At 73.1% G+C, this 12,500-nt stretch carries 9 protein-coding genes; 6 read left to right on the top strand and 3 right to left on the bottom strand.

Translation table 11 applies throughout. From position 1 onward, the window contains the following. Positions 1-176 precede the first annotated feature (176 nt). Positions 177-476, top strand: a complete 300-nt coding sequence (locus tag ACS5RC_RS17650) for a hypothetical protein (RefSeq protein ID WP_478345203.1) — start codon at positions 177-179, stop codon at positions 474-476. On the opposite strand, the gene ACS5RC_RS17645 is transcribed toward ACS5RC_RS17650, so the two are convergent. Then, the gene (locus tag ACS5RC_RS17645) at positions 477-2,450 is read right to left on the bottom strand and encodes an acyl CoA:acetate/3-ketoacid CoA transferase (RefSeq protein WP_478345202.1); all 1,974 of its coding nucleotides are present in this window, start codon (positions 2,448-2,450) and stop codon (positions 477-479) included. A gap of 411 nt (positions 2,451-2,861) precedes the next feature. Here ACS5RC_RS17645 and ACS5RC_RS17640 point away from each other — a divergent pair, with 411 nt between their 5' ends. After that, positions 2,862-4,073 (top strand): MFS transporter, encoded by a 1,212-nt coding sequence (locus ACS5RC_RS17640; RefSeq protein WP_478345400.1) that lies wholly within the window; start codon positions 2,862-2,864, stop codon positions 4,071-4,073. Positions 4,074-4,182: 109 nt separating this feature from the next. Continuing rightward, a complete protein-coding gene (locus ACS5RC_RS17635; protein ID WP_478345201.1) occupies positions 4,183-5,244 on the top strand; it encodes an HD-GYP domain-containing protein in 1,062 nt (353 codons plus the stop codon). 204 nt (positions 5,245-5,448) lie between these two features. Here ACS5RC_RS17635 and ACS5RC_RS17630 read toward each other — a convergent pair whose 3' ends face one another. Continuing rightward, positions 5,449-5,721, bottom strand: a complete 273-nt coding sequence (locus tag ACS5RC_RS17630) for an usg protein (protein WP_478345200.1) — start codon at positions 5,719-5,721, stop codon at positions 5,449-5,451. Positions 5,722-5,982: 261 nt separating this feature from the next. Between ACS5RC_RS17630 and ACS5RC_RS17625 the strand changes: the two genes are divergently transcribed. After that, positions 5,983-6,906, top strand: a complete 924-nt coding sequence (locus tag ACS5RC_RS17625) for a hypothetical protein (RefSeq protein ID WP_478345199.1) — start codon at positions 5,983-5,985, stop codon at positions 6,904-6,906. A gap of 19 nt (positions 6,907-6,925) precedes the next feature. Here the strand turns inward: ACS5RC_RS17625 and ACS5RC_RS17620 are convergent, their stop codons facing one another. Further along, positions 6,926-7,882: a LysR family transcriptional regulator gene (locus ACS5RC_RS17620; RefSeq protein WP_478345198.1), complete on the bottom strand. Its 957-nt coding sequence runs from the start codon at positions 7,880-7,882 to the stop codon at positions 6,926-6,928. A 99-nt stretch (positions 7,883-7,981) separates the two neighbouring features. Here ACS5RC_RS17620 and ACS5RC_RS17615 point away from each other — a divergent pair, with 99 nt between their 5' ends. Both ACS5RC_RS17615 and ACS5RC_RS17610 read left to right on the top strand, forming a co-directional pair. Further along, positions 7,982-8,338, top strand: coding sequence for a hypothetical protein (locus ACS5RC_RS17615; RefSeq protein ID WP_478345197.1), 357 nt, complete (start codon positions 7,982-7,984; stop codon positions 8,336-8,338). Positions 8,339-8,611: 273 nt separating this feature from the next. After that, positions 8,612-12,499 (top strand): response regulator, encoded by a 3,888-nt coding sequence (locus ACS5RC_RS17610; RefSeq protein ID WP_478345196.1) that lies wholly within the window; start codon positions 8,612-8,614, stop codon positions 12,497-12,499. Position 12,500 lies beyond the last annotated feature (1 nt).

Below are 12,500 nucleotides of genomic sequence, written 5' to 3'. Positions count from 1 at the left end.
AGAAAATACTCCCACGGCGTAGCCGTATTTTCATCGGTTGGACTGTCTGAAATCTTACGCGCTCTTGATCTGGCCGGGGCCGGCCAGGCGCGGCGCCGGACTATCGAAGCAGCGGGACCAGCCGGGGGACGCTCCGCGCGAACGGGGCGCACGGGCGGGTCCGCCGGGAGGCGAGCATGAATCCGATCGCGGTCGAGGATCCGGACGGGATGGAGCGCTATCTCGAGGAGGCCCGGCGCCTGATCGCCCGCGCCGAGGCCTGCGAGCGGGCGCTGCACGAGGCGGGCGCCCTCGAGGGACACCGGCTGATGGCGGCGCAGCTCCTCACCGCCATGCGGCGCCTGGAGCAGACGATGCTGCGCTACCGCGACAGCCGCGCGGAGGTCAGGCCCGCGGACCCGGCCCGCGTTCCGGTGCCGCGCGCGGCGCGGTCGTGGCCGTTCCGGGGGCGGCGCGCCGAGGTCCCGATGCCCTGATCAGGCCGCGGAGGCGATCACGCCGGTCGGGCCGAGCCGCACCTCGCTCTGCTCCAGGAAGGCGTGGGCGTCCTGCTTGCGCTCGAAGATGTGCGGGGAGAGCCCGCGCTTGCTCAGGGCCTCCTGCATCTTCAGACGCAGGAAGGCGCTCGTCGCGTAGCGCGTCGTCGTCAGGTAATGGTATTTGCAGAGGTACTCGATCATCTCCGCATAGGCGTCGTAGAGATTCTCGCTGATGCGGAAGCCGTCGTGGTTGACCACGGAGTTCACCCGCTGGCCCGCCTTCAGGCAGGCGGTCTCCAGCACCTGGCGCAGGGCGTCGATGTCGCCCTTCGAGCGCACCTGCCAGCCTTCCAGGTTCACGAACAGGAGGTTGCGCTCCTTGTCGTAGCTCACCCGCTCGCTGAGGTTGAGGTTGAGCAGGTCGGCCAGCAGCTCCATCGGCTCGTCGCGGAACAGGCGCCGGTCCATCGGGATCGGGTTCTCGATCACCGGGGTGAACTCCATGTGGGCGAGGATGTCGCGGCCGATATCGATGCCGGGCGCCACCTCGATCAGTTCGAGGCCGCGCTTGGTCAGGTTGAAGACGCAGCGCTCCGTCACGTAGAGGACCGGCTGGTCGCGCTCCTGCGCGAAGGGCCCGCTGAAGGTGTTCTGCTCCACGCTCGCCACGAACTTGCGCGCGCGGCCCTCCTGCAGGATGCGCAGGCGCCCGTCCTCGACCGCGGTGACGAGGCCGCCGTTGGTGAAGGTGCCGGCGAAGACCACCTTGCGGGCGTTCTGCGAGATGTTGATGAAGCCGCCGCAGCCGTTGAGGCGCCCGCCGAAGCGGCTGGTGTTGACGTTGCCGGCCCCGTCGCACTCGGCCAGACCCAGGCAGGTCATGTCGAGGCCGCCGCCGTCGTAGAAGTCGAACATCTGGTTCTGGTCGATGATGCAGTCGGCATTGGTGGCCGCGCCGAAGCTCGACCCGGATGCCAGCACCCCGCCCACCGCCCCGGCCTCGGTGGTGAGCGTGATGTAGGGGGTGACCTGCTCCTCGGCGGCGACCGAGGAGATGCCCTCGGGCGCGCCGACGCCGAGATTGACCACGCCGTTCGGCGGCAGCTCGAAGGCGGCTCGGCGCGCGATGATCTTCTTGGCGTCGAGCGGCATCTTCTTGTAGGCATTGACCGGAACCCGGATCTCGCCGGCGAGCGCAGCGTCGTGCATCACGCCGTAATTCATGCGGTGGTGCTCGGGCTCGGCCACCACGACGCAATCCACCAGCATGCCCGGCACGCGCACGTCCTTGGGCTTGATCGAGCCCTGCTCGACGATGCGCTCGACCTGCGCGATCACGAGGCCGCCGTTGTTGCGCGCCGCCATCGCCTGGGCGAGGTTGTCGAGGGTCAGGGCCTCCTTGGCCATGCAGATGTTGCCCGACGGGTCCGCCGAAGTGCCGCGGATGAAGGCCACGTCGATCTTGGTGGCCTTGTAGAACAGCCACTCCTCGCCATCGACCTCGACGAGCTTCACGATGTCGTCCGTCGTGACGGTGTTCACGCGCCCGCCGCCGTGGCGCGGGTCCACATAGGTCTTGAGGCCGACCTTCGTGAAGAGGCCCGGCTGCCCGCCCGCGCAGGCGCGGTAGAGCTGCGAGATCACGCCCTGGGGCAGGTTGTATCCCAGGATCCTGTTCTCCTGGGCCGCCTGGGCGACCTTCGGCATCCGCCCGAAATTCGCGGCGATCACCCGGCGCAGCAGGCCGTCGTGGTGGAAGCGCCCGGTGCCGAGGCCTTTGCTGTCGCCCGCGCCAGCCGTCATGATCAGGGTGAGGTCGCGTGGGCTCGCACTGGCGACGTAGCGCTTCTCCAGCGCCGCGTGCAGCGCCTCCGGGATGCAGCTCTGGACGAAGCCCGTGGTGGTCACGACGTCGCCGTCGCGGATCAGGGCGATGGCCTCGTCGGCGGAGATGACCTTGTTCTTCTTCATGGGCGTCGTGTCCGTCCCTTCGCCTCCTCGGGAGGTCTTCACGGGGCCGTCCGCGTCCCTGTCCGCGGCCGGAGGGCGCCGAGCGCGCCCGGGCGCCGCCCGGGCGCCGCCCGGGCGCCGCCCGCAGGACAGCGACCTGGGACGACGTACCGATCGGGCCAGTCGAGACGAGAGTACGGGCGCGATGCCGCGGGGTGCAACAGAAGTTTATTTGGCCGGGCTTTGAATTTCCCTGACCCGAGACAGTCGCGCCCGGTGTATTCAGTATTTGGAATTCCAGCATCGGCAGGACCGGGCCGCGGCGCGCCGCGGGCGGCCCTGGCCAGGGGGCGGTCCGGCGCGTAACCCTGCCGAGACCGGCCGCGTGCCGCGCCGGACCGAAATTCCTGCCCGCACCCGAGGATCGACGCCCTGACCCTGCAGCCCGATCCTCCGCCGCGCGGGGCGACCCGCCTGATCGTGATCCTGGCGGTGGCGGGCTTCGCCAGCACCGTGGCGGGGCGCTCGGTCGAGCCGCTCGTCGGGGTGCTGGCGCGCGATCTCGGCAGCGACCCGCACCGGGCGGCGCTGCTCTCGACCGCCTTCGCGCTGCCCTACGCGCTGATCCAGCCGGTGCTCGGGCCGATCGGCGACGCGCTCGGCAAGGAGCGGGTGATGACGGCCTGTCTCGCCGTGCTGGCCCTGGCGCTGCTCGGCTGCGCGCTCGCGGGCGGGATGGGCCTGCTCTTCGGCCTGCGCATGCTGGCGGGCGCGGCGGCGGGCGGGGTGGTGCCGCTGGCGCTGGCGCTGATGGGCGACCGCGTCGCGCTGGAGCGGCGGCAGGTGGCGATCGGCCGCTTCCTCGTCGCGGTGATCCTCGGCCAGCTCACGGGCTCGACCTTCGCGGGCCTGGTCGAGGCCTGGATCGGCTGGCAGGGCGTCTTCGCCGCCACGGCGGCGGTGGCCGCGCTCGCCTTCGCGGCGACGCGGCTCGGCTTCGAGCGCCGGGCCGACGCGGCGCGGCGGCCGGCCTTCGGGGCGGCCCTGCGCCGCTACCGCGCGATCCTCGCCAATCCGCGGGCGCGGGTGCTGTTCGGCGCCGTCTTCGTCGAGGCGATCGCCGTGTTCGGCATCTTCCCCCATCTCGCCCCGCTGATCGAGGCGCGAGGGGAGGGCGGCCCGCGCGAGGCCGGCCTCGTGCTGGCGGGCTTCGCCGCGGGCGGCCTCGCCTACTCGGCCCTGGTCGGCCTCCTGGTGCGGTCGCTCGGGATCGGCCGGATGCTGGTTGCGGGCGGGGCGGTCTGCGCGGGGGCGCTCTTCGTGGTCGGCCTCGCGGGCACCTGGCAGGCCGATTGCGCCGCGATGGTCGCCCTCGGGCTCGGCTTCTACATGCTCCACAACACCTATCAGGTGCAGGTGACCGAGGTGGCGCCGCAGGCCCGCGCCTCGGCCGTGGCGCTCCACGCCTTCTCGTTCTTCTGTGGTCAGGCGCTCGGGGTCGCGATCCTCGGCGGGGCGCTCCGGGCGGTCGGGACCCTCGGCGCGCTGTCCGCCTGCGCGCTGGTGATGCTGGCCCTCGGCCTCGTCACCGCGCGCCGCCTCACGGGGCGCAGGGCGGTCGCCTCCCGGCCGGGGCCGGCCTGAGGCCGCGGTCCGCCTTTACCAAATCTCAGGCCCGATCCGGCACACCGGGCGTGGCGCCCGCACCCGTCTTCGTCGGACGGCGCGCCGGCCGGAGGGAAGGCGAGCCGCCGTGCTGCCCGAAACCATCGTGCTCGTCACGGATCACCCCGAGCGCAGCGCCCATATCCATGAGGCGCTGCAGGGCGTCTCCGTCTGCCGGATCGTCGATCCCGGCATCGACTGGGCGACGCTCGGGCGCGTCGACGCGGCGGTCTGCGATCTCGACCTCACGCGCGTCACCGCGATCCGCTGCCTGGAGCGGCGGCAGCGGCAGAGCTGGGCCGCGCGCTCGCCGCTGCTCTGCGTGAGCCACCGCGTCGCCGACAAGGCCCTGCGGCAGGCGCAGTATCTCGGCGCCGGGGCCTGCGTGCCGTTCTACGCCCCGCCCCACCAGATCGTGACGGCGCTGCTCAACCTCGTCGATCCCGGCGGCGGCAGCCTGAACGCCACGATCCGCCAATGCGCCGAGCGCACCAGCACCGCCCTCTCGGCCCTGTTCGGCTCGGCCACGACGCGCAACGCCGTCGATCTCGTGCCCATCGACGCCTGCATCACCCGCATCGTCGGGGTGCTGCACGACGGCGGCGTCGCGCGCTGGCTGAACACCGTCCGGGCCCATGACGACCCCACCGCCCAGCACGGCCTCGCGGTGGCGGGGCTCGCCGCCCAGTTCGCGGCCCAGATCGGCTTCCCCGACCTGCAGCGGCGCCGCCTCGTGCGGGCGGCCCTCGTCCACGACATCGGCATGGCCCGGGTGCCGCGCCAGATCGTGCTCAAGCGCGGCCCCCTCGACGCGGTCGAGACCGCGGCCGTGCGGCGCCACCCGCTGATCGGCTACGAGATCCTGCGCGCCAGCGGCTACGACGACCCGGCGGGCCTCGACGCCGTGCGCCACCACCACGAATTGCTGGACGGCTCGGGCTACCCGGACGGGCTCGGCGAGGGCGAACTCGGAGACGTCGTCCGCTTCCTGACGATCTGCGACATCTTCGCGGCGCTGACCGCGCGACGCCCGTTCCGCCCGGCCATGAGCCGGCCCGAGGCCATGGGGGTGCTGCGCGGCATGGCGGGCCAGGTCGAGCCCCGCTTCGTCGACGCCTTCGAGCGCTCGGTGATCGCGGGCTCGGCCTGAGCCGCCGCCCTCAGAGCGGTCGGGTGGCGCGCAGGCGCATGACGTCCAGGATCCCCAGCGCGAACCAGGGCAGGGTGAAGAGCAGGAAGGCGAGCAAGCCCATGCGACCTCCTCGGGCGGCGCGCCCGGTCTGACCGCCATCAATTCGCGAGGGCGCCCGAGGGATCCCGCGCGTGCGGGCGAGCCCGCGCCGGGCCGCCGGCCTCAGTGCAGCCGGAACTCGGCCCCGACCGCGCGCAGCTCGGCCGGGCGGATCAGCCGGCTGTGGGCGACCTTGACCGAGTGGAGCGGCCCCTCGATCGAGCGCTGCCAGAACGCGAGGAACCGGCGCAATTCCGGGAAGTCCGGGAACAGGTCGTGGTTCTGCCAGACGAAGGTCTGGAGCAGGTTGGGATGGTCGGGCAAGCGGTAGAGGATCTCGGCGGTGGTGAGGCTGTAGCCCTCGATCTGACGGCGGAAGGCGGGCGACACGCTCATTCTCGATCCTCGCGCGAAGCTGTTGTGCAGGCGAGAGCTTGACGCGAAGCGCGATCCGGATCAAGGGAGCGCGCGAAATAATTGATGATTAGCAATGGTTTAGCACTCATTTGCCGACTTTGCTGCCAAGCTTCCCACCCTCCGGCCTCCGTGCGCGCCTGTGCACAACCGGGCCGGGCGGCCGAGAGCGCGCGGCCTCGCCTTTTCCCTGCGCGCGAAAGGCGGCACACTGGACATTAAGCTTAACCCGTAGGTTCGTGCGTGGCGTACCGGTCCTTCCGCCGCTCCCTGATGCCGGCCCTGCTCGCCGCCGCTCTCGGGCCGGCCGAGGCCCGGGCCGAGATGCAGGTCCTGGCCGCCAAGATCACCGGCGGCGAGCTCTGGGTGCTCGGCTCGACGAGCGCGACCGATGCCCAGATCACCCTCGACGGCCGCTTCCCGCAGAAGACCGACAGCCGGGGCAATTTCGAGTTCCACCTGATCTACCACCCGGCAAGCTGCATCGTGACCCTGCGGGCGGGCGGCGAGACGCAGCAGGCGGTCGTCGGCGAGTGCGGCCAGCAGGGCCCGGCCGGTCCGCCGGGCGAGACGGCCCAGCCGAGCGCCACCGTCGTCGCCGGTCCTCCGGGCCCTCCCGGGCCGTCAGGTCCAGCCGGACCGGCGGGCCCGGCGGGGCCACCCGGCCCACGCGGCGAGACGGGTGCTTCGGGCCTGCCCGGCGCGGATGGCAAGCCCGGGGCCCGGGGCGAGCCGGGGGCCGCCGGCCCTCCGGGCCCGCGCGGTCAGAAGGGCGATACGGGCGACAGGGGCGAGATCGGCCCGCCGGGACCGGCCGGAATGGCCGGCCCCCCGGGGGCGCAGGGTCCGCGCGGGGAGCCGGGCCCTGCGGGGCCGCCCGGCATGCCCGGGCCGCAAGGCGAGAGCGGGCCGCCGGGCGCCGTCGGCCCCGCGGGGCCGGAAGGACGGCGTGGGGAGCCGGGTCCGCCCGGCGAGGCCGGCCCGCCGGGGCCTCCGGGCAAACCCGGGGCGCGTGGACCGGCCGGTCCCCCGGGTCCGCGCGGCCCGGCGGGTGCCGCCGCCCCCCGCCCGGCGGCGCCCCGCGCCGCCCCGGCGCGCGCGCCCCGCGAGCCGGACCCGATCCCGCTCCAGCCGCCGCCGGGTTCCGCCACTGGCGAGCCCTATTGACGCCTGGGCGGCGCGCGGCTCAGGCGGGCCCGGCGATGTCGAGGTGCTCGGACGGCCCGGTCTCGCCCGCGAGCCGGACCAGCACCTGCCGCAGCCAGCGATGGGCCGGATCCGCGTCGTAGGAGGCGTGCCACAGCATCGAGACCGTCACGGGCTCCAGGCTGACCGGCACCGGGCTGACGGTGAGGCCGAGCGCCCCGGCGAAGGATTGGGCGAGGCGGGCATGCATCGTGGTGATCACGGGGGCCGCCCGCACCAGGAACGGCACCACGAGGAAGCGCGGCGTCGTCACCGCCAGGGTGCGCTTCAGGCCGAGCTCGGCCAGCGCATCGTCCACCACCCCGTGGGCCGTTTCGCGCAGGCTCGTCAGCACGTGCGGGAAGCGCAGGTAGTCGTCGAGCGAGATCGGCGGCCGCAGCCCGACCTGCCCGGCATCGAACAGGCAGACGTAGCTGTCGCGGTAGAGCACCCGCCGCTTGTGGTGCATCTGGCCCTCGGTGAAGAACCCGATGGCGAGATCGACCCGGTCGGTGTCGAGCTCGTCGAGGATGCGGGCGCGATCGATGGAGCGCAGCAGCAGGTGGATCCCCGGCGCCTCCGCCTGCAGGTAGGCGAGGAGGCGAGGACCGAGCAGCACCTCGGTGCTGTCCGGCAGGCTGATCGTGAAGGTGCGCTCCACCACGCGCGGGTCGAACGCCTCGTCGCGCCGCACCAGCGACTGGATCTGGCGCAGGGCCGTGCGCACCGGCTCGGCGAGCGCGAGCGCCCGGGGCGTCGGCCGCATGCCCTCGGGCGCCCGCGTCAGCAACTCGTCGTCGAAGAGCCGGCGCAGGCGGGCGAGGCTCGAACTCATCGCCGATTGTCCGATGCCGATCCGCGCCGCCGCGCGCGTCACGCTGCGCTCGGCGAGCAGCGCGTCGAGGGCGACGAGCAGGTTCAGATCGATCCGGGAGAGATCGACATGATCAATAGTCATTAGCGATGCAATCGATTTGATCCATGCTGCGATGCAAAGCATATCGGCTGCACAGGCCGGGGCAACGGACCCCGCGCCGCTTCGAGGATCGAGACCGTCATGTTCGCGCGTACCACGTTCACCGCCCTCGCCCTGCTCGCCGCCGCCGTCCCGGCCGTCTCCGCCGAGATCGCTCCAGCCCGGGCCGGCAGCGTCAGCCTGGGCACCCTGGCGGGCGTCGCCTACTACACCGCCGAGCCGAAGGGCTATCGTGTCGTCGTCACCCTGGCGCCCCGCGCCGCCGCGCCGGCCGTCCGGTTCGAGACGGTGCTCGGCCCCGATCAGAGCGTGACGCTCTCCACGCCCCGGGCGCTCGGCGACGCACCCGAGGCCGTCGAGATCCGTCGCGTGGGCGACCGCGTGCTCGTCTCGGAGCCCCACAGCGGCATCGTCCGCGAGGCCGCCGCCCGCGAGTGAGGCACTCCGCCATGCCCGGGCCCCGCGCCCCGTCCGGCTCCGTGGGCCGGACGGCCACCGAACGCTCCGCGTCCGCCGACCGAGTGCGGCGGCGCGAGGCGATCGGGCCGGGCGCCGCGCCGGCGTCGAAACGGTCAGATACAACCGAAAAGCGATTTGTCGCCGGTTGCATCCTGCACGCGCACTAGGCATCCGGGCCGGGATGGCTCACATACCGGGCATCGCCGGCGTTCCGAGAGCCGGCCGCGCTCCCGGAGGCCGTGCGCCGCATCGATGGACGAGACCGAGGACGCCCGGACCACGCCGCATAGTCCGGCCCCCGAGGGGGCCGCCCACGCTCCCGTCGATACCGGCTTCATGCAGGGCGGCGGCGAGATGGGCGCCCGCATGCGCGCCCAGGACTGGTCCGCCGGCAGCCTCGGCGAGCCCGCCGGCTGGCCCCAGAGCCTGAAGACGGCGATTCGAATCGTCCTGTCCTCCCGTTTCGCGATGTGGATGCTGTGGGGCCCCGACCTCACCTTCTTCTGCAATGACGCCTACCTGCCGACGCTCGGCGTCAAGGAGGCCTGGGCGCTCGGCGCCCGCTCCGATCGGGTCTGGGAGGAGATCTGGCCCGAGATCGGCCCGCGGATCCGGCAGGTGCTGGAGACGGGCGAGGCCACCTGGGACGAGGGCCTGTTCCTGCTGCTCGAGCGGCGCGGCTTCCCCGAGGAGACCTACCACACCTTCTCCTACTCGCCGCTGACCGACAATGCGGGCGCGATCGCCGGCATGCTCTGCGTGGTGACGGAGGAGACCGAGCGGGTCGTCGGCGAGCGCCGCCTGCGGCTCCTCGGCGGCCTCGCCGCGCGGCTCGCCACCAGCCACACCCGGGCCGGCGTCCTGGATGCCTTCGCGGCGAGCCTCGCCGAGACGCCGCAGGACGTGCCGGCAGCTCTGGTCTACCTGTTCGAACCGGACGGGCGCAGCGCGCGCCTTGCCCGCACCGTCGGCATCCCGGCCGAGGCCGCACCCGCGATCCTGTCCCGCGACGCGGGCGAGGCCGGGCTGCTCTGGCGGACCGCCGCCGGCGGCGTGGCGCCGGCCGTGGATCTCGCCGCGCGCTTCGGCACGCTTCCCGCCGGGCCTTCCGGGCGCATCCCGGACCGGGCGCTGCTGCTGCCGGTCGCCGGTCAGGGCGAGTCCGCGCCGGTCGGCGTCGCCGTGCTCGCGCTCAACCCGATCCGCCCCCTCGATGCGGGCTATCGCGGCTTCCTCGACCTGCTGATCGGCCAGGTCGCCGCCGGCCTCGCGAGCGCCGACGCCTACGAGGCCGAGCGCCGCCGCGCCGAGGCCCTGGCCGAGCTCGACCGGGCCCGGACGGTGTTCTTCTCCAACGTCAGTCACGAGTTCCGCACGCCCCTGACCCTGATGCTGAGCCCTCTCGAGGAGGTGCTGGCGCGCGGTCGCGTCCCGGGCGAGGATGCCGACCTCCTGAGCCTCGCCCACCGCAACGGCCTGCGGCTGCTGCGCCTTGTCAACGGGCTCCTGGATTTCGCCCGGGTCGAGGCCGGCCGCGCCACCGTGCGGTTCGAGCCGACCGACCTCGCGGCGCTGACCGAGGCGCTCGCCGGCAATTTCCGCTCCCTCTGCGAGCAGGCCGGCCTGACCCTGACGGTCGCCTGCCCGCCGCTCGGCGAGCCCGTCCACGTCGATCGCGACATGTGGGAGAAGGTGGTGCTGAACCTCCTCTCCAACGCCTTCAAGTTCACCTTCACGGGGGAGATCCGCGTCGGCCTGCGCCGGGAGGACGGGCAGGCCGTGCTGGAGGTCGCCGATACGGGGATCGGCATCGCCGCCGCCGAGCTGCCGCGCCTGTTCGAGCGCTTCCACCGGGTCGAGGGCGCGCGCGGGCGCACCTTCGAGGGCAGCGGCATCGGTCTCGCCCTGGTGCAGGAACTCGTCCAGCTCCAGAGCGGCACGATCGCGGCGGAGAGCGAGCCGGGCCGCGGAAGCGTGTTCCGCGTCTGCCTGCCGCTCGGGCGGGCGCATGTCCCGGACGCGCCCGCGGCGCCCGCGGAGCCCGCGACCTCAACGGCCGTGCGGGCGGCGGCCTTCGTCGAGGAGGCCCGGCGCTGGCTCGACCCGGCTCCCGAGACCGAGGGCCTGAGCGCTGCCGACCTGCGCGACCTGCTGCCGACCGGCGGCGCCGGGGCGCCCCGGAGCGCCCGCATCCTGCTCGCCGACGACAACGCGGACATGCGCGAGCACGTCCGGCGCCTGCTCGCCCGCGAGGGCTACACGGTCGAGGCGGTCGCGGACGGTCAGGCCGCCCTCGACGCCGCGCGGATGCGCACGCCCGACCTCGTGCTCACCGACGTGATGATGCCGCGCCTCGACGGCTTCGGCCTGCTCGCGGCGATCCGGGCGGAGCCGGCCCTGCGCGAGCTGCCGGTGATCATCCTGTCGGCCCGGGCCGGGGACGAGGCCAAGGTCGAGGGCCTCGACGCCGGGGCGGACGACTACCTCGTCAAGCCGTTCTCGTCCCGCGAGCTTCTGGCCCGGGTCGGCACCAACCTTCAGCTCGCTGCCCTGCGGCGCGAGGCGGCAGACGCGCTGCGCAGCCTCAACGCCAGCCTCGCGAGCGAGGTCGTCGCGCGCACGGCCGAGCGCGACCGGGTCTGGCGCAATTCCCGCGATCTCCTCGCGGTGGTCGGCGCGGACGGCATCTTCCGGGCCGTCAACCCGGCCTGGACCCGGATCCTCGGCTACGAGCCGGCCGCGATCGAGGGCCGCAGCTACCGGGATTTCATCTGGCCGGACGACGCGACCATCACCGCCTCCGCCCTGAGCCAGGCCGTGACCGAGCGCGACCTCACCAGCTTCGAGAACCGCTACCGCCACCGGGACGGCACGGCGCGCTGGATCTCCTGGCACACCTCGCGCGAGGGCGACCTCGTCTACGCCTACGGCCGCGAGATCACCGCCGAGAAGCTTCAGGCCGAGGCCCTGCGGCAGGCCGAGGAGGCGCTGCGGCAATCGCAGAAGCTCGAGGCGATCGGCCAGCTCACCGGCGGCGTCGCGCACGACTTCAACAACCTGCTCACCATCATCCGCTCCTCCGTCGACTTCCTGCGCCGCCCGAACCTCGCCGAGGAGCGCCGGACCCGCTATCTCGAGGCGGTCTCCGACACCGTGGACCGCGCCGCCAAGCTGACGAGCCAGTTGCTGGCCTTCGCCCGGCGGCAGGCGCTCAAGCCCGAGACCTTCGAGGTCGGGGTGATCCTGCGGGCGATCGCCGACATGGTGGATGCGGTGACGGGTGCCCGCGTCGCGGTGGTGACGCGGCTTCCCGAGGCGCGCTGCTACGTCCACGCCGACCTGAGCCAGTTCGAGACGGCGCTCGTCAACATGGCGGTCAATGCCCGCGACGCCATGGACGGGGCGGGCACCCTGACGCTGGCCCTGGAGGCCGGGATGGCGATGCCGATGATCCGCGGCCATGCGGGCGGGCCGGGGCCCTTCGTCGCCGTCTCGCTCACCGATACCGGGATCGGCATCCCCGACGCGGTGATCGAGCGGATCTTCGAGCCGTTCTTCACCACCAAGGAGGTGGGCAAGGGCACGGGCCTCGGGCTCAGCCAGGTCTTCGGCTTCGCCAAGCAGTCGGGCGGCAACGTCGCGGTGCGGACGGGCGCGGCCGGCGGCACCACCTTCACCCTCTACCTGCCGGAGGTGCCAGACGGCCCGGAGCCCGAGAGCGAGACCGAGGCCGAGCGGCCCGCCCCCGCGGGCAACGGCCGGCGGGTCCTGGTCGTGGAGGACAACGTCGAGGTCGGGCGCTTCGCCACGCAGACCCTGCAGGATCTCGGCTACGTCACCACCTGGACGGCCAATGCCGACGAGGCGCTCGCCCGCCTCGAAGCGGAGCCGGGCGGGTTCGACGTGGTGTTCTCCGATGTGGTGATGCCGGGGATGAACGGGGTCGAACTCGGGCGGGAGATCCGGCGGCGCAGGCCGGGCCTGCCGGTGGTGCTCGCCTCGGGCTACAGCCACGTCCTCGCCGAGGAAGGGCACAACGGCTTCGAATTGCTGCACAAGCCCTATTCGGTCGACGAGCTGTCCCGCATCCTGCGGCAGGTGACGCGCCGCAGGCGGAGCCCCGTCCGGCCGGGCGGCTGAC

This window comes from Methylobacterium sp. HJ2 (assembly GCF_056431005.1).
Note: the sequence above shows the minus strand (reverse complement) of the source record. Positions and strands in the feature narration are given on the sequence as shown.